The sequence below is a fragment of the Gaoshiqia sp. US2 genome, assembly GCF_059705485.1.
Genome location: NZ_AP048550.1, coordinates 1534958 through 1551607, shown reverse-complemented (window position 1 = coordinate 1551607; position 16650 = coordinate 1534958). Strand labels below are relative to the sequence as shown.

General features: G+C 47.0%; 16 protein-coding genes. 6 read left to right on the top strand and 10 right to left on the bottom strand.

All coding sequences use genetic code 11. The features are described from left to right. Window positions 1-23: 23 nt before the first annotated feature. Entirely contained in the window at window positions 24-2363 is a 2340-nt protein-coding gene (tamL, locus tag AC6H3C_RS06065) for a translocation and assembly module lipoprotein TamL (protein ID WP_497519794.1), read from the bottom strand. A gap of 160 nt (window positions 2364-2523) precedes the next feature. Between tamL and AC6H3C_RS06060 the strand changes: the two genes are divergently transcribed. Then, complete coding sequence (locus AC6H3C_RS06060) at window positions 2524-3291, top strand: TrmH family RNA methyltransferase (protein WP_497519792.1); 768 nt, start codon at window positions 2524-2526, stop codon at window positions 3289-3291. A gap of 52 nt (window positions 3292-3343) precedes the next feature. Here AC6H3C_RS06060 and AC6H3C_RS06055 read toward each other — a convergent pair whose 3' ends face one another. From AC6H3C_RS06055 to AC6H3C_RS06040, 4 genes are all read right to left on the bottom strand, one after another. Further along, window positions 3344-4900, bottom strand: coding sequence for an NAD(P)/FAD-dependent oxidoreductase (locus tag AC6H3C_RS06055; protein ID WP_497519791.1), 1557 nt, complete (start codon window positions 4898-4900; stop codon window positions 3344-3346). A gap of 17 nt (window positions 4901-4917) precedes the next feature. After that, window positions 4918-5688: a type IX secretion/gliding motility protein PorT/SprT gene (gene porT / locus AC6H3C_RS06050; protein ID WP_497519789.1), complete on the bottom strand. Its 771-nt coding sequence runs from the start codon at window positions 5686-5688 to the stop codon at window positions 4918-4920. A 77-nt stretch (window positions 5689-5765) separates the two neighbouring features. Further along, a complete protein-coding gene (gene ubiE / locus AC6H3C_RS06045) occupies window positions 5766-6488 on the bottom strand; it encodes a bifunctional demethylmenaquinone methyltransferase/2-methoxy-6-polyprenyl-1,4-benzoquinol methylase UbiE (protein WP_497519787.1) in 723 nt (240 codons plus the stop codon). Then, a complete protein-coding gene (locus AC6H3C_RS06040; RefSeq protein ID WP_497519786.1) occupies window positions 6488-7525 on the bottom strand; it encodes an AIR synthase-related protein in 1038 nt (345 codons plus the stop codon). The genes ubiE and AC6H3C_RS06040 overlap by 1 nt, the downstream gene beginning before the upstream one ends. A 109-nt stretch (window positions 7526-7634) precedes the next feature. On the opposite strand from AC6H3C_RS06040, the gene AC6H3C_RS06035 reads away from it, so the two are divergent. Next, window positions 7635-8393 carry an SDR family NAD(P)-dependent oxidoreductase gene (locus tag AC6H3C_RS06035; RefSeq protein ID WP_497519784.1) on the top strand — a complete coding sequence of 253 codons (759 nt, stop codon included), beginning with the start codon at window positions 7635-7637 and terminating at the stop codon, window positions 8391-8393. A gap of 28 nt (window positions 8394-8421) precedes the next feature. Then, the gene (locus tag AC6H3C_RS06030; RefSeq protein WP_497519783.1) at window positions 8422-9501 is read left to right on the top strand and encodes an Ldh family oxidoreductase; all 1080 of its coding nucleotides are present in this window, start codon (window positions 8422-8424) and stop codon (window positions 9499-9501) included. 19 nt (window positions 9502-9520) lie between these two features. On the opposite strand, the gene AC6H3C_RS06025 is transcribed toward AC6H3C_RS06030, so the two are convergent. Genes AC6H3C_RS06025 through AC6H3C_RS06015 form a run of 3 tightly spaced genes read right to left on the bottom strand, consistent with a single transcriptional unit; the run spans window position 9521 to window position 11873 of the window. Then, window positions 9521-10585 (bottom strand): glycosyltransferase family 9 protein, encoded by a 1065-nt coding sequence (locus AC6H3C_RS06025; protein WP_497519781.1) that lies wholly within the window; start codon window positions 10583-10585, stop codon window positions 9521-9523. Further along, window positions 10585-10959, bottom strand: a complete 375-nt coding sequence (locus AC6H3C_RS06020) for a DUF6165 family protein (protein ID WP_497519780.1) — start codon at window positions 10957-10959, stop codon at window positions 10585-10587. The genes AC6H3C_RS06025 and AC6H3C_RS06020 overlap by 1 nt, the downstream gene beginning before the upstream one ends. Window positions 10960-10988: 29 nt before the next feature. Continuing rightward, a complete protein-coding gene (locus AC6H3C_RS06015; protein WP_497519779.1) occupies window positions 10989-11873 on the bottom strand; it encodes an FkbM family methyltransferase in 885 nt (294 codons plus the stop codon). Window positions 11874-12060: 187 nt separating this feature from the next. Here AC6H3C_RS06015 and AC6H3C_RS06010 point away from each other — a divergent pair, with 187 nt between their 5' ends. The 3 genes from AC6H3C_RS06010 to AC6H3C_RS06000 all read left to right on the top strand — a co-directional run bounded on the left by AC6H3C_RS06010 (window position 12061) and on the right by AC6H3C_RS06000 (window position 15048). Then, window positions 12061-13200 (top strand): glycosyltransferase family 4 protein, encoded by a 1140-nt coding sequence (locus AC6H3C_RS06010; protein ID WP_497519778.1) that lies wholly within the window; start codon window positions 12061-12063, stop codon window positions 13198-13200. Window positions 13201-13281: 81 nt separating this feature from the next. Next, window positions 13282-14319 (top strand): sensor histidine kinase, encoded by a 1038-nt coding sequence (locus tag AC6H3C_RS06005; protein WP_497519776.1) that lies wholly within the window; start codon window positions 13282-13284, stop codon window positions 14317-14319. A gap of 18 nt (window positions 14320-14337) precedes the next feature. Beyond that, window positions 14338-15048, top strand: coding sequence for a LytR/AlgR family response regulator transcription factor (locus AC6H3C_RS06000; RefSeq protein ID WP_497519775.1), 711 nt, complete (start codon window positions 14338-14340; stop codon window positions 15046-15048). 24 nt (window positions 15049-15072) lie between these two features. Here the strand turns inward: AC6H3C_RS06000 and AC6H3C_RS05995 are convergent, their stop codons facing one another. Together AC6H3C_RS05995 and AC6H3C_RS05990 are read right to left on the bottom strand one after the other, a co-directional pair. Further along, window positions 15073-15813, bottom strand: a complete 741-nt coding sequence (locus tag AC6H3C_RS05995) for a nitroreductase family protein (protein ID WP_497519774.1) — start codon at window positions 15811-15813, stop codon at window positions 15073-15075. 49 nt (window positions 15814-15862) lie between these two features. Further along, window positions 15863-16522: a T9SS type A sorting domain-containing protein gene (locus AC6H3C_RS05990; protein ID WP_497519773.1), complete on the bottom strand. Its 660-nt coding sequence runs from the start codon at window positions 16520-16522 to the stop codon at window positions 15863-15865. Between the last annotated feature and the right edge of the window lie 128 nt (window positions 16523-16650).

Sequence of the window (16650 nt, the reverse complement as noted above, 5' to 3'; positions counted from 1 at the left end):
GGTGGTCATCCTTTTTTCATGCATCAGAACGGATAACCAATAGCAAACGACAGGCTAAAATGTTCGGCTTTGATCGGATAGTTCCCGATGATAAAACGTTTGCCCGGTTCGAGCGAGGGATCGCGAAGTTTCATGCCCAAATCAAACCGGAAAACAAAATAGGTGAAGTCGAACCGGAATCCGGTGCCGGTGCCAATAGCCATTTGCTTGTAGAATTGGTCGAGCTTAAACTGGGCCCCCTCCCGGTTATCCTTGTCATTGATGGCCCAGATATTTCCGGCGTCCAGAAAAAAAGCGCCTTCGAGTAATCCCAAAAGCGGATAACGGTATTCCAGGTTGCCCTCCAGCTTGATATCTCCGGATTGATTCGGATAAGCGTCTTCCGACGCTTTATATGTGCCCGGGCCCAAAGTCCTGACCTGCCAGGCCCTGATTCCATTGGCCCCTCCGGTAAAATACTTCTTCTCGAACGGCAATACGTCAAAATTACTGTAAGGCAGGCCTATCCCGAGAAATGCACGCCCGACAAGGGAGTTTGCTTTGTCGAGCATAAAACCATAACGATATTCAAGATCGGTTTTCAGGTACTGCGCAAAACGGGTCCCGAATACTTTATAATATTCCGTTTCGACATGGGTCACCGGGTCCTGCTCCTTCACTTTGCTTTTCCCGATCAACCGGGTGTAGGCCGACAACAGATTTCCCGACGATTCGAATGACCACCTGAAATAGTGATAGTTATCCTTCAGCCCGAGAATGCGGGTATTGTCCACCAGGGTATAATTCAATGCCATGATCATGTGATCGGTGAAACTGCTTTTGATGTATAAATCTTCGATTGAATTGATAAAATCGGGGTTAAACTCCGACAGATTAACATAGTTCAAATCAACCACATTCAAATAGTTCGTCCGGAACGGCTTACTTTTCCAGGTGTAACCATATTTAAACGTGGTAATGGTCCGCGTATAATCCGGACGTCTCTGATAATTATATCCCAGTGTAAAACTCGTTTGCGGCACCTGGTAATGAAAGAAATGCCGGTCGTCCAACGGACTTAAAAACTTGGGGAGCACCAGGGAACTTTCCAGTCCGTATTCACGCGTATTGAAGTTTAGCCGACTGTCGCTGACAACGGCCTGCTGACGTTCAAAAGCCCCTCTCAGGGTCACATTGATAATCTCCGCCCCGCGAAAGAGATTCCGGTGCTGATAGTTCAGATTGCCTGCCACCCCCAGGTTTCCCGATGAGTTGGTTCCTTCCACATCAACTGAAAATCCTTGTCGTTGCAAAGGGGTCATCAAAAAATTACAATCCAGTACCCCGATGGAATCATTCCCCAGCGAATCAACGACATCAAAATTAAGATTGACCACCTTAAACTGTTGCAGCTGATTCAGCGAGCGAAATGTTTTTTCAACATTTCGCAGCGAATAATAGGTACTGTCCTTCACCCGGTTTAACCGCTCAAACAATTCCGGTTTGTACTTCATGTTTCCCCGGTAAAAATAAGTATAGGGCGGCTCAAAAATGGTGTCGGGTTTTGCCAGTTCTTTTGTGAATGCAACTTGCGGGGGAATATAATCCGGATTCACCCGATAGTTTCGGATCACAAACTTACGGTGAGGGACTAACACATCGGACACCTCGGCCAAATCGGCATCGGAGACAACAACCGTCAGGTCCACCTGTTTCCGGTTTAAGCTGCTGTCGGCGACAAACCGGATGAAGTCTTTTGAAAAACCATAATACCCCCGGTTTCTCAACAAAACGGTTAAACGTTCCCGTTCGGCATTTAACTGATCTACATCAAAAATATCATTCTTTTTCACTACCTGACGGCTGGTATCGGCCAGAATCACCTGACTGATCCGGGGATCGTCAATCTGGTACAAATAGGTCCGTACCCGGTAAGGTTCTCCGGCCTGGATGTTAAAACTCAGGTTTACCTTCGGTTTTTTCGGATGAAAGGTTAAGGAATCGATAATCACAGCATCATAAAACCCCTTGTTCTGCAAATAAATGGACAACTGTTCCATGGATTTGGCTTTCTGCCATTCTTCATAGATCACCGGAGCTTCGCCAATACGCTTTAACCAACCATCATCCTTTTTGGAGGACGACAAGTTATACATAGCCAGGTGAAATTTCAAAAAGCCGATGATTTTGAGGTTGCCTTCCTGCCTCACCTGCCCCTTTAAACCTTCCCTGCTGATTTGCTTTTGATCAGCACGAACCGTGACATTATTTAACAAGTATTTTCCCTCGGGTACATACTTTGTTGATGAACATGCGCTGACAAAAACCGCTGCCATGAATAAAAGCGCCAACCGCACATCTGTATTTACCAATTTTTTTCTCATAAAAGAATTGTCCCTAAATTTTCAGCTAAATCTCCCGTTGTTTCAATTATTCCGCTGCCCGGGATCGAATCACCTGTTTGTTTCACAAAAATAAGCGCTCCTCATAGCAAACAAATCATTCAGGCTTTTTATTTTTACAAATTGTTTGCCGAAACTTATCATGCTCAGTAAAAATAAAATAAAATTTATTCTTTCGCTTGCCCGGAAAAAAACCAGGGATGCCGAAAATGTTTTTTTGGCCGAAGGAAACAAGCTCGTAGCCGAAGCGCTGAAGTCTGGATATGCCATTGAACTGCTTTGCGGTACAGCCGATTTCCTGAAAGAAAACAAAATTGATCATCTGGCCGCAAACGAGGTACTGGAAGTATCTCCCGAAGAAATCAAAAAAGCCAGTTTACTGCAATCGCCACAGGAAGCGCTGGCCGTGGTCAGAATGCCCGGGCATCGTTTTTCGCCTGATTTCGTGATCAACGAATTTTCGCTCGCCCTCGACTCCATTCAGGACCCCGGCAACCTGGGAACCATCATGCGTATCGCCGACTGGTTTGGGATTAAGCATATCCTTTGCTCCGAAAGCACGGTTGACTGTTATAATCCCAAAGTGGTTCAGTCGGGCATGGGCGCCGTTTTCCGGGTACAGGTCCATTATCTCGACCTGCCTCAAACATTGTCCCGGGCGGCTCAGTCGGGCCTGCCTGTTTACGGAACTTTTCTTGAAGGTGAAAATATCTACGAACATCCGCTAAGTAAAAACGGCATCCTGGTCATGGGAAACGAAGGCAATGGTATTTCGTCCGAAGTAGCCAAAACGATCAGCGAAAGCATTCACATTCCGTCCTATCCCCCGCATCAGCAAAGCAGCGAATCGCTCAACGTGGCCATTGCAACCGCTATTTGCTGCTCCGAATTCAGAAGAAGATTGAAATAGCCCACGAACAACAATTGAAAGAATAGTTTCAAACGGTAAGGGTCAACCAATATCAGGCTTTCAGGTTCTGAACCAGAGCCTCGGCACAACGCTCTCCGTCGATGGCCGACGAAGCGATTCCTCCGGCGTAGCCGGCTCCTTCGCCGCAAGGATACAAACCGGCGATGCGGATATGTTGCATGGTATTTTCGTCGCGCGGAATACGTAAAGGAGAAGATGTTCGCGACTCGACGCCTACGGCTACGGCCTCTTCACTGTGAAAACCCCGGGCCTTATGATCGATTTGCAGAATCCCTTCGCGCAGCCGGGTTGAGATCCGCTTAGGCAGTTTGTCGTGTAATGCAGACGAAATTAATCCCGGTTTATACGACGAATCCGGCAGATTCGCCGATTTACGCCCGGCAACAAAATCGGTCAACCGCTGCGCCGGGGCAAACTGGGTATGTCCGTTCAGCTCATAACACAGCTTTTCTACCGATTTCTGAAACTCCAGGCCCGCAAACACCCCTAAATGGGCAAACTCGCGCAGGTCTTCGGGGCGAATTTCAACCACCAAACCCGAATTGGCAAAAGGCGAATTTCGTTGTGATGGCGACATGCCGTTTACCACAAGCTCGCCGGGAGCAGTAGCCGCGGGCACGATAAAACCTCCCGGGCACATGCAAAACGAGTACACGCCGCGATCGTTAACCTGTTCGGCGAACGAGTAGGTCGCGGCAGGCAAATACGGCCCTCTGCTGTCCTGGTGATATTGAATGGTATCAATCAACGCCTGGGGATGCTCCACGCGGACACCCATCGCAAATGATTTTGCTTCGAGGTTGACGCCGTTCCGGTAAAGCATTTCGTAAATATCGCGGGCCGAGTGGCCGGTCGCTAGAATGACCGAAACACAATCGAACCGGCTGCCATCGGCCAGAACGAGGCCTTTACACGCATCATTTTTCAGGATGAGATCGGTCACACGGCTGTTAAAATGAATTTCGCCGCCCGACGCCAGGATCTGTTCCCTGATCCGGGTGATCACTCCCGGCAGTTTGTTGGTGCCGATATGAGGATGCGCATCAATTAAAATTTGAGGGTCTGCTCCAAACTGAACCAGAATGTCGAGTGTCTTTTGAACGTTCCCGCGCTTTTTCGAACGGGTATACAATTTCCCGTCGGAAAAGGTTCCGGCTCCGCCCTCGCCAAAGCCATAATTCGAATCCGGATTCACTAAATGTTCCCGGTGGATTTTGGCAATATCCCGTTTTCGGTCGCTGACATTCTTTCCCCGCTCAAAGATAACCGGTTTATACCCCAGCTCAATCAAACGCAATGCGGCAAACAAACCTGCCGGACCGGAGCCAATAATTCCAACCGGCGGTTTTGTACCCACGTCACCGTAATGATAGGTTGTGGATTGAACTCCGGGTTCTTCACCGACATACACCATGATGCCCAGGTTTATTTTGATTTGACGCTGCCGGGCATCAATCGACCGGCGACGAACAACAACCGCGGTTATTTCTTCCGGATTTATTCCAAGTTTCGAAGCGGCTAAGGGGCGATAGAACTGTTCATCAGACGCCTGTTTGGGAGTAAGGGATAAATTAAGTTCTTTTTTCATGAATGATAAAAAACAGCTTACTCAAAGTGAAAACTCAGCGTAAAAATATGGGATGTCATTTCTTTGAGGGCATAGGTGTAATAAGCGCGCTGTGTCTCGTCGGGTATCTTATTCCCAATTAAATTAGCCAAGCCAAGGCTCACTTTCAATTCGGTTGAGAACCTGAAGAAACGGAGGTAACTGTCAAGTCCGACACCGGCTTCGATAAAAAAATCGGCCTTTCCCGGTCTGATCAGGTCTTCAACCCCGGTTTTTGAGATATCGATACGCATGGCTCCCCCGCCAATCAAATACGGCCGTTGGTTATTCAACCGGCTGGATTTATATTTCACCAGGACAGGCAAATCAATGTAGGTAGCCTTGATGGAATAATTTTCGAGGGGCTCCACGCCAATATTATTATCGTAAATCGGCACATTATAAACCAACCGGCGTTCGCCAAACGACAGTCCCGGTAAAAAACGCAGGTCGAAATACTCGCCTAAACGCAAATTGGTCACAATCGCCACCGTTAGTCCGGGAACCAGCTTGGGAATATCGGAGCGAACTGTATCCGTCATCGCAATGTCGTGTCCGTCGGCATTGCCCCAGTTTTTCTGTACAAAAGCGGGATTTGCGCCAATCGGCGACCAATGCTCCAGGCGATAATCCATCATGTTCATCCCGATGGTGAAACCGAAATGAAGCTTTTTATCATCAAAAGTTGTCAGATTTTTGACACGCGGTAATTGTGCAAATATTTGCAGACTTAAAAAAATGAACAATACTGTACTAATTTGCTTTTTCACCTGATTTCCGTTTGTATCTTAATTCAAAACAACAATATGTCAAAATTATTGTCTGGATTCAGCAACAAATCCATCATTTATTTTTCAGCCAGGTAGATGGTGGCGATACCAAAAGTTCTGCGCCACTGCCTGGCGCTTGAAAAGCCTGCTTTTTTCAGAATCTCCAAAAAATCCTGATCATCGGGGAAAGCCATGACCGACTCGGGCAAATAGCTGTAGGCCGCAGCGTCTTTCGAAACCAAACCTCCGATGAACGGCAATATGCGAAAGAAATAAAACCGGTAAAACTGTTTAAACGGGAAATATTTGGGTTTCGAAAATTCCAGGATGACGGCAAGCCCGCCTGGCTTCAACACCCGCCTGAACTCAGCCAGCCCTTTTTCGAGGTTCTCGAAATTCCGCACGCCAAAAGCAACGGTAATGGCATCGAACGAACTGTCGCTAAAGGGCATATTTTCGGAGTCCCCTTTCCTGAAATGAATCATTTTATCCAGTTTCAGCCGTTTTACTTTGGCTTCCCCCACCCGGATCATTTGTTCCGACAGATCGAATCCAATAATTTCCCGTGGTCCGATTTTGGCGGTTTCGATGGCAAAATCGCCCGTACCGGTTGCCACATCGAGCACCTGTTCCGGTTTAAAGGTTTTTAAAATCCGGACGGCTTTTTTGCGCCAAAGCTTATCGATACCCAAACTCAGAAAATGATTCAGGAAATCATATTTGGGGGCAATCTGGTCGAACATCTGCTCGACTTGCTGTTTTTTATTTTTATCTGAATCCTGATAAGGAGCTACTGTCATTAAACGTTGGGTATCATTTTATCAATAAAACCGAATGATTCATCGTCAATCCGGATTTCCCCCCTGGTTACATGGCCAAGTGTGAAGAACGGCAGTTTGGTGGTCCGCATATAATCTACAAAATCGTCGACGTTCTTTTTCGGAACACCCACAATCAGGCGCCCCATCGATTCGCCAAACAGGAAAGCGTCCCGGCGGATTTCCGCATCGGTTGTGATATCGAAGCCTAAACCTGCGGGCATACCGGCCCGCAGCAACGAAAAGAACAAGCCGCCTTTTCCAACAGGACTTGCCGATGATATCAACCCCTTGTCTATCAAATCAGCCATGACCCTGTGCAGGCGCGCTTCGATCTCGATATCAAAAACCGGCAGTTGAGAATCGTTAACCTGGTGATAAAACTCCAGGTACTCCGACAAATTAATATCATCGTACGAATGGCCGATCATGAAAATATTGTTTCCTTTGGTTTTTAGCTGATGGGTAATCACTTTTTCCTTATGGTCAACACTTCCTACCATACTGATGATGATGGTTGGCGACACCGGCCCGTGACCGGAAAAATAATCAAAACGGATTTTGCGGTCCGATACCCTCAAGCCGTATTTGGCGCTGGCATTTTCAAGCCCTTTTTTAGCTCCCGAGGCGATAAACTGTCCGTTGGGATCGGCAATATTGATGTGATATAAAAAAGCGCTGACGGCCTGTGGTTTTGCCCCGTAACAAACCATGCGGCGGGCTGCCCGGCTGATCAGGATCTCGGTAGCCGTTTTGGGGTCGTTTACCAGGTGGTGATGAAATGCATGAGTGGTCATTGACATCACCTGTCCGCTATCGGTGGTAAAAATGCCCGCGTCGTCGGTGTCATCATTGGCCAGGTTTTCAAGCTCAAATCCTTGTTCACTAAAATCATTGAAATAATTAACCGGCGCCAAATTTGGGTTTACCATTAGGTTAAAAACAATATCATGGATATCTTTGGGCTCTTCAATCTGTTCAATCGAAAAGACTTCTTTGTTTTCAATCACTTCGGCCATATCGTTTCGTTTAAAGCTTGAATAATGAAAACAAAAATAGTCAAGTAGTCGATTTTTCCATACTAAAAGGGAATTTAAATTTGTACGTTCAACCATAAAATGTGAAACCATGAGCAAAAAAATTGCATTAATTACCGGGGCAACAGCCGGAATTGGTCTGGAAACAGCACGTATCCTCTCCCAACATAACTACTCCCTGATTTTAACCGGACGCCGCCGGGACCGGCTCGAAAAACTGAAAAAAGAACTGGAACAGCAGGGCGCCGAAATTTATCTGTTAAATTTCGACATCCGTTCGAAACAGGAGGTTGACCAGGCGCTCAACTCGCTTCCGGATCAATGGAAAGCCGTTGATGTGCTGATCAACAACGCGGGCCTGGCTGCCGGCCTCGATACCGTGGCCCACGCCGATGTAAACGATTGGGAAACGATGATCGACACCAACGTAAAAGGGCTGCTCTATGTTTCGCAAACAGTCTCGGGATGGATGATTGCCCGGAAACAAGGGCATATTATCAGCATTTCGTCGATTGCCGGCAAAGAGGCATACCCGATGGGCTCGGTATACTGCGGCACCAAACACGCCGTAAATGCCATCAGCAAAGCCATGCGTATCGAACTGGCTCCTCATCACGTCAAAGTCAGCACCATCAGCCCGGGCGCCGTGGAAACCGAATTTTCGCTGGTACGGTTTAAAGGCGACCGGGAAAAAGCCGGTAAAGTGTATGAAGGTTTTACGCCGCTCGATGCAAAAGACATAGCTGAAAGTATTTACTTTGTGCTCTCGCGGCCTGCCCATGTAAACATCGACGATATTTTGATCATGCCCGCAGCGCAGGCTTCAGCGCGTGATATTGTCAGGGAATAGTAGTAAGTAATACGTAGTAAGTAGTAAGATGAATGTTTCAGCGTCCTATTTAAAAGAATTTACCAAACAAGTTTTTGAACAGATGGGCTGCCCGGCAGGGCAGGCCGAAGAAGCGGCAGATTGCCTGAACCAGGCAGACCTGCGGGGAGTTGATTCGCATGGAGTAGCGCGCCTAAGCGGGTATGTCCGCCTGTGGGAAAAGAAAAGGCTGAATGCCGCACCTCAAATGAAGATCGTCCACGAAACACCCTCAACCGCCGTGCTCGACGGCGACCTGGGGCTGGGCCTGGTGACCGCCCCCGAAGCCATGCGTATTGCCATGAGCAAGGCCCGCAATGTGGGTAGCGGCTGGGTAGCCGTAAAAAACTCAAATCATTACGGGATTGCAGGCTACCATGCCATGATGGCGCTCAGTGAAGACATGATCGGCATTTCGCTGACCAATGCCAGCCCGCTGGTTTCGCCCACCTTTTCGAAAAGCCGCTTTTTGGGTACCAACCCCATTGCCGTGGCCATTCCGGCGCTCGAAGAACCTCCCTTTGTGATTGATATGGCCACAACCACGGTGGCCAACGGGAAACTGGAAGTATTGCAACGCAAAGGTGAAGATGCGCCTTTAGGCTGGGCACAGGATAAAGACGGCCGACCAACCACCGACGCGTTTATCCTGAAAAAGGGTGGGTCGATGCTTCCGTTGGGTGGCAGCCGCCTGCATGGCGGACACAAGGGCTACTGCCTGGGCGCCATGGTCGATATTTTTTCGGCCGTTTTGTCGGGAGCCAATTACGGCCCGTGGGTGCCGCCCTTTGTGGCCTTCCTCGAACCGCCGGCCAACCCGGTGGGCGATGGGATTGGCCATTTCCTGGGCGCCTTCCGGGTTGACGCCTTCCGCCCTGCCAACGAATTTAAAGCACACATGGACAACTGGATCCGTACATTCCGCCAGGCCGAAGTGGTGGATGGTGAAGAAAAAGTGCTGATTCCCGGCGACCCCGAACGCGAAATGACCGAAGAGCGGTTAAAAAACGGCATCCCGCTGCAAAGCGCCGTGGTGGAAGACCTGCAACAACTGGCACAGAAATTTAATTTGGTCTTTCAGACTGAATAATAAAAAAAACAGGCGGGAATCAATCTTCCCGCCTGTTTTTTTTTGACTGATCCAACAGTTGATTAACGCGGGCTAAAACCCGTTCAACCGGAATATAATCCATACACCGTACCGATTCGTAGATACATTTTTTATTGCCAAATACCGAACAAGGCCGGCAAGCCAGATCGTTCCCTTCGTATTGAATCCTGTTTTCTTCAGCTTGATGGTAAGGCACAAAGCCCAGCGACGGATGAGTTGCCCCCCATATTGAAATGGTGGGAACGCCGGCCATCGATGCCAGGTGCATATTGGCCGAATCCATCGAAACCATCAGATCCAGATGGGGCAAAACCTGTATTTCCAGGGCAAACTTCAGGTAATGAGCGGCAACCAGGCAATTCGGATATTTTGCCGCTAATTGATCCAGGATATCCAGCTCGGCTTTTCCACCGCCAAATAAAACCACGGTATGGGCATCGGTTTTTGTCAGTTCGCCGATCAGGATCTCCGTCTTTTCCTGTCCCCATACTTTTTGCCGGTGTTTGGCAAAAGGGGCAATGCCAATTAAGGTATGAGCAGCCGAAGGATCTAATCCAAGCAATGTTAACGCGTCTTCTCTTTCCGTTTTCGGGAACAAAGGAGGGACAGCCAGGGAGAAACGGAGGCCTGCTTTCTCAAAGGCGGCGGCATACCGCTCGAATGTTGACAGGAGCGGTTCCCGTGATTTTGTTTTAATAGCCAGCTTTTTTTCCTTCCGCCCCTTGTTAAAACCAATGACCCGGTAACCGGCCATCCGGAAACAGGTATTCAGCATATAGGTCCGGATCACCTGGTGAAGATCGACCACCAGGTCGGGTTTTACCTCCGATTTCAGCTGTTTAAACAGGCGAAAGAGACCCACTGGCCCCTTGTGTTGCCCTTTAAAATCGACCCCAATCAAATGCAGACGCTCTATTCCCTGAAAAACCGGGAACAGGAAAGCCGGAGTACACAAATAGATTTCGACCTCCTGATTCGATGCCAAAAGACCTTTTAACACGGGCAGCAGCATCACCACATCGCCCATAGCCGAAAACCGGTAAACCAAAATTCTGGTCATCATTAAGCGTAATCTTCGTATGATTTTTCCTCCATCAACGACGAGTTCGTCAACTGGTTGATTTGCCGTTTTACCTCGGAGCGCTTATCGTTGGTGAAGTAGACTGAACGCGCCACTTCAATAAATTCGGCGCCAAAGTCTTTGGCTTTTTCCAATTCCCTGATCCGGTCTTCGATATCCCATAATTGTTTATTGATGTTCAGCAACTCGCGGTAGAACGGATGATCTTTGGCGATAATCGATTTTACAGCCTGGTCGAGCACGTCAAACTCAGCTTTCAGATTAACCAGTTTTTGTTCATCCTTTATGTTTTCAAGCTTGATTTCGATGATTGTTAATTTATCAACAATCTCTCCGTTGGAAACTTCTATTTTCATAATACGATCCGTTTAATATGTTGACTATTTTATTTTTTCGCCCGAATCAGCCCGCGCCTGAAATAGGGCGCTTTTATTCGTTTATCAAATATTGGAAGCATATAACCTTTTGACGGGGCAACATCAAAGTGATACGACAGCAGTAATTCAGTCAGCTCTTTTTCATCTTCGGCTTTGTGATAGGCACAAACCGATAATTTAATCGATTTCTGTTCTGCCAGTAACTTTCCTGCGCCTTTTAGCATACGCAGTTCGGCGCCCTCCACATCCACTTTAACAAACAAGCCCAGGTCGCTAGGTGAAATGACGTCATCAAGTGCAATTTGCTTCGCCAGGGTAACATCACCGATAAATTTATGAATAATTTTTACTTTATCCTTCCAGGGTTCAAAGGTTGCCTGTAAAGGTTCAATCCACTCCCTGTCCGGCTCAAACAAGATGATTTGCGATGCCTTTTCAACCATACTAAGGGCAAAATAACCTTCAGCCGCCCCTGCATCAACCAATACGTCGCCTTCATTAAACTGAAACTGCTCGCTCAGGTACCTGTGCGGACTTTGAATATCCTGCTCTTTTAACAGGTCGTTATATACTTTTTGAATTTTTTTATGGCCCCATCTCTTTTTGAAATAGAGCTTTTTTCCGTCCAGTAAAACATACCTCAGCCCAACTCCAGAATCCTCAAACACCTCAATTTCATCGGCCAGGTAACGGTCCTGAAACGGATACGGAAGCATCGTGACCGGATTCGTCTTTAAGTAGTCGAGTATGGGAGCTATTTCCTCTGTGCCGGCTATCTCCGGAAATTTTTGATAATATTTAAAAATTGATAATGGCAGCCTCTTTCTCAGAATTTTTCGGCGGAAGTATTTGGGTACCAGAATCCGGTAGAGTTGTATCGTAAAATAATTCATTGGAATAGTTTTGTTTAAAGGAGCAAATATAAAAGGAAATAGAAAGAATTAACTGACTTTCTATAAACAACGGGGAAAAATCAAAAAAAATATTTTTCAAATCAGTTCCTGATTATCTTTGTTCGGAACCTGGCAATCGACTTTAACCGTATAACACAAAAGTTTTTTTACCAATAAAAATACGCCTATGAAGATTGGATTCGACGCGAAACGGGCCGTTCAGAACAGCACCGGCTTAGGTAATTACAGCAGGTATGTCATCGAAACCTTATCCAATTATTATCCTCAAAACGATTACGTCCTTTTTTCGCCGCGTAAAAAAGAAAACTCCCGCTTGGGTGTTTTAAAATCGAAAACGAATGTTCGTTTTCTGTTTCCTTCGGGTATCTGGAAATTCTTTTCTTCGTTCTGGAGAGTGTCATCCATAAAATCTGACCTGAAAGACCAATCCATTGCCATTTACCACGGATTAAGCAATGAATTGCCCTTCGGAATCGGAAAAACGGGCATAAAATCGGTTGTAACCATTCATGATCTGATCTTCATCCGCTTTCCCAAACACTACAAACCGGTAGAGCGGCTGATTCACCGCTGGAAGTTGTGGAAGTACCGGTACGCCTGCATCCATGCTGACAAAGTTGTCGCCGTCAGTGAATGTACAAAACGAGATATTGTTTCGTTCTTCAACATCTCGGCCGATAAGATTGCGGTCGTTTACCAGGGTTGCCATCCTGATTTTGCCAAACCGGCATCAGCTGAAAAAAAGGAAGAAATAAAAAAGAAATACCACCTGCCTGATCGATTCATTTTGTATGTAGGAAGTATTGTCATCCGGAAAAATCTGTTGCTGGCGGCTCAGTCGCTTTTAAATGTTGATCCCGATGTCTGCCTGATCGCTATCGGGGGGAAAACATCCTATCAGAAAAAAGTTGAACAATTTGTCGCGGAAAACCATCTGTCCGACCGGGTATTCATTTTAAACCGGGTCCCGTTTGATGAGTTACCCGCATTTTATCAGTTGGCCGGTGTTTTTGTTTTGCCTTCGGTGTACGAAGGATTTGGAATTCCGGTCATCGAGGCCCTCTCTTCGGGAACCCCGGTTATTGCCGCTACCGGCTCGTGTTTGGAAGAGGCCGGGGGAGAAGATTCGCTGTATATCCATCCTGACGATCATGCAGCATTGGCCGAAAAGATTAATTTGGTATTGAATACACCCGAACTGTCGGCCTCCATGTCTGAAAAAGGCAGGCAATATGTGCAACGTTTTTCAGATGAAAAAACCGCCCAACAATTGCACGCGGTTTATGACCAGATAGTTTCGCTTTGAGCCCGTAAAAGAAATGGTTTTACCTTTATACGTTCAATTCTGATGATATGATTGATTACTTTACCCCGACCTGTAAACACGATGACGCTCAGTAAAAAATACCGTAGATTAAAAAATGCCGGGCACCTGTTGTTTTGGCTGTGCAGCCTCGGCTTTGCCCTTTCGGCCTTTTACGTGGTGTCTGAGCATAAGCTGGGAATCACGCCGGGAATCATCGCCCGGTCGGTCATCATCAACCTGGGTTTTGCTTTTGCCGTTTACGCCAATTTTTATGTGCTCATCCCCAGGTTCCTGAAAAAGAAGAACTATATTTTTTACATCTTCTGGCTGATTATCACCCTCGCGGCCTCTTCCTTGCTGATTATTTCGCTGTTCTTCATCCTGAAGCACCAGGCTTTCTCAAAGCATCTGTTCTCTACGCACTTTTTCACATCAACAGCCTACGTGGCCATAACTTCGCTGGCAAAATTCCTGACCGACTGGATTGAACTTCAGGACATTTCGCTAAGGTACCATAAGGTTGAACGGGAAAAACTGGAGGCTGAACTGAACACGCTGAAGGCCCAGATTAACCCGCATTTCCTGTTCAACAGCCTGAATAATATTTATTCGCTGTCGCTGGTCAACTCGGAAAAAACGCCTCAACTCATCCTGAAGCTTTCCGATTTGATGCGACATGTTTTATACGAATCGCGCGAAAACTTTATCCCGCTAAAAAAGGAAATTGAATTTGTACGGAACTTCATTGATCTTCAGCGTATCCGCTTAAGCGAAAAAACGGATATCCGTTTTCAGGTAAACGGCGAAGCGGGCAACCAGTTAATCATTCCGCTCCTGTTTGAACCGTTTATTGATAACGCGTTTAAACATGGCCCGCGATGCTCAAACGACAACGCGTTTATCCACATCTCCGTCACAATTGACCGGGAACAGCTGTTTTTTGAAGTGGGCAACAGTTGCGATGAGCAAAACCTGGAGAAAACAGACAACGCGCACGGGATCGGGCTGAAGAATGTACGCCAGCGACTCGCCTGTCTTTATAAAAATGAAGAATACGATTTAGACATCAGCAAAAAAGCGAATATATTTACAGTTCGTTTAAGGCTAACACTCAAATAACCCGAAAATTTCAGCTTTATGAATGTGAAAGCAATGATCGTCGACGACGAACCCCTGGCCCGGCAGGTGATTATGCAATATGCCAGGGATATTCCCAACCTCGAAATTGTTTGCACCTGCAACAACGCGTTGGAAGCCAATCAGGCGATCCGGGAAAAACAAGTCGACCTGATGTTTCTCGATGTGAATATGCCCAAGCTTTCGGGACTGGATTTTCTGAAAAACCTGAAACAACCGCCTTTGGTTATTTTAACAACGGCCTATACCGATTATGCTCTGGAAGGTTACGAGTTAAACATTTTAGACTATCTGAAAAAACCTTTTGGATTCGACCGCTTTTTTAAGGCCTTTCAAAAAGCCGAAGAACAGCTGGCCTTGCTTGCGAAGGCGCCTGCGCCCGGAAATGAGCAGAAATACATTTTCATCAAATCGAATAAAAAAGCCATCCGGGTCGACATCGGGGACATCAGTTTCATTGAAGGATTAGGCGATTATATAAAAATTCACCTGAAAGACAGCCACTTGGTCACCAACCTGTCGATGAAGAAAATGGAAGAACTATTGCCTGCCGGCGAGTTTTTCCGCATCCACAAATCCTTCATCATTCGCCTCGACCGTATTCTCTCTATCGAGGGAAACCTGGTTGAAATCGGGAAACACAAACTCCCCGTCGGCAACAATTTCCGCCAGGCATTTAACGATTTGATTGAACAGCGCTTTGTCAAATAAAAAAAACCGGAGCCGGCGCTGAGGCTAAAGCTCAAAACCTTGTTCCCGGATGACCTTCAGCAGCTTTTCGGAGAAAAACCGGTTATCGGCCTTTTTATAACGGACATCTGTAAAAACCTGTGCCAGGTTTTCTTTCCCGTTTTCTTTTACAAAACCGACCGAACTTTCCAAGGCTTCCTTTTCGCGGTATAACTCGTCGATCCATTCGGGCGAGTAGTCGCGGTATTTCTCTTCGTGTACCACCGCCCGCAATGGCAGGCGATCGGTTAAGCCCGGCTCCTGGTCGGGGTATCCGAGGCTGATCGCGGTAACCGGCATCACACCTTTGGGCAGGTTCAGCGTTTCAATAATTTTATCGGCATTATACAGCGCGGTTCCCAGGTAACAAATACCCAATCCCTGCCACTCGGCTGCAATACAAATATTCTGGGCAAAAAGCATGGCATCAATCGTCGCGTTCATCAGCCACAACAAATTATCATAGCCGGCATCTGCCTCCCTGAATTCGCACCAACGGTTAAAGCGGCGAACATCGGCGCAAATGGTCAGCAATACCGGAGCCTGGGTTATCATCGGCTGGTTAAAATGAAAAGGCGCCATCCGGGTCCTGTTCTCCTGATCGCGCGTTACAATAATGCTGTAAAGCTGCATGTTTCCGGTATTCGAAGCTCGGGTGCCTGCCTCCAGAATCCGATCAAGAATTTCAGGAGAAACTTCATCCGTTTTGAACTTCCTGATGGAGCGGTGTCGGAACAAAATATCCATATTTTTGTGCAATGAAGTTTTAAGGACAGCAAAGGTAATCAATTTTAAACTACCGTTTTACTAATCGTTTTGTATCAATAACCACCTGGTTATCGGTGACCAGGGTAATATAGTATATCCCATTTTTCAAATCACTGGTGTCAATCTGGCCTGAAGGCCGGTCAATTGTTTTCACCCGCTGACCGATCACATTGGTCATGATCACCGATGTCAGCTTATCAGCATTCGTCACCGTAATCTGATTAACGAAAGGGTTTGGAAACACATTAAAGTCGTTGACCCGGGAAGCGGGGTCGTCTGCCTCGACGGCTTTTCCGCCGGCCGTGGTAAACGTCCAGGCTCCGGAAGCCGAAATCCCTTCAAAGCTATTCCCCGACAAGTCCTGAACAGCTCCGGGATCCATCGTCACGCGGTAAGTCGAATGATCCTTCAAACCGCCGTTTCTCTGGAAACAGGCGCCGGGAATAGTCAGCACATTTCCGCTGATCATATCCGGGCTAACCGGAACCTTCAGCGTCGGCCCTGAACCCACTGCCGGAACGATTGTAATATTCCCGCCGGCAGCGGTTAATTCAATCGTTTCATCGAAAGTAAAAACAAAACCGGGATGATTACTGTCCATCGGGAGTTGCTCGGACAACAAGGATAAAACAACAGGCGTCTTCGTGTCCTTCTGAAGGGAAATGTCCGGGGCAGATGGTTTAGCCATGCCCGCACACAATATAAAAACAGATAAAAGCTGAGTAGAGATTTTTATCATATAAATACCTTTATGTGTCCTGTCCGAAAAGAAACCTCATCAAAATTGTCTTTTCTTTCTTGTCGTATCACTACGAA

Bases quoted from the DNA above. Each gene is read 5' to 3' on its own strand.
- tamL (WP_497519794.1), bottom strand. From the start codon at position 2,363: ATGAGAAAAAAATTGGTAAATACAGATGTGCGGTTGGCGCTTTTATTC.
- AC6H3C_RS06055 (WP_497519791.1), bottom strand. From the start codon at position 4,900: ATGAAAAAAGAACTTAATTTATCCCTTACTCCCAAACAGGCGTCTGAT.
- AC6H3C_RS05990 (WP_497519773.1), bottom strand. From the start codon at position 16,522: ATGGCTAAACCATCTGCCCCGGACATTTCCCTTCAGAAGGACACGAAG.
- AC6H3C_RS06005 (WP_497519776.1), top strand. From the start codon at position 13,282: ATGACGCTCAGTAAAAAATACCGTAGATTAAAAAATGCCGGGCACCTG.
- AC6H3C_RS06030 (WP_497519783.1), top strand. From the start codon at position 8,422: ATGAATGTTTCAGCGTCCTATTTAAAAGAATTTACCAAACAAGTTTTT.
- AC6H3C_RS06025 (WP_497519781.1), bottom strand. From the start codon at position 10,585: ATGATGACCAGAATTTTGGTTTACCGGTTTTCGGCTATGGGCGATGTG.
- AC6H3C_RS06040 (WP_497519786.1), bottom strand. From the start codon at position 7,525: ATGGCCGAAGTGATTGAAAACAAAGAAGTCTTTTCGATTGAACAGATT.
- AC6H3C_RS06015 (WP_497519779.1), bottom strand. From the start codon at position 11,873: ATGAATTATTTTACGATACAACTCTACCGGATTCTGGTACCCAAATAC.
- AC6H3C_RS06020 (WP_497519780.1), bottom strand. From the start codon at position 10,959: ATGAAAATAGAAGTTTCCAACGGAGAGATTGTTGATAAATTAACAATC.
- AC6H3C_RS06010 (WP_497519778.1), top strand. From the start codon at position 12,061: ATGAAGATTGGATTCGACGCGAAACGGGCCGTTCAGAACAGCACCGGC.
- AC6H3C_RS06035 (WP_497519784.1), top strand. From the start codon at position 7,635: ATGAGCAAAAAAATTGCATTAATTACCGGGGCAACAGCCGGAATTGGT.
- AC6H3C_RS05995 (WP_497519774.1), bottom strand. From the start codon at position 15,813: ATGGATATTTTGTTCCGACACCGCTCCATCAGGAAGTTCAAAACGGAT.
- AC6H3C_RS06000 (WP_497519775.1), top strand. From the start codon at position 14,338: ATGAATGTGAAAGCAATGATCGTCGACGACGAACCCCTGGCCCGGCAG.
- ubiE (WP_497519787.1), bottom strand. From the start codon at position 6,488: ATGACAGTAGCTCCTTATCAGGATTCAGATAAAAATAAAAAACAGCAA.
- AC6H3C_RS06060 (WP_497519792.1), top strand. From the start codon at position 2,524: ATGCTCAGTAAAAATAAAATAAAATTTATTCTTTCGCTTGCCCGGAAA.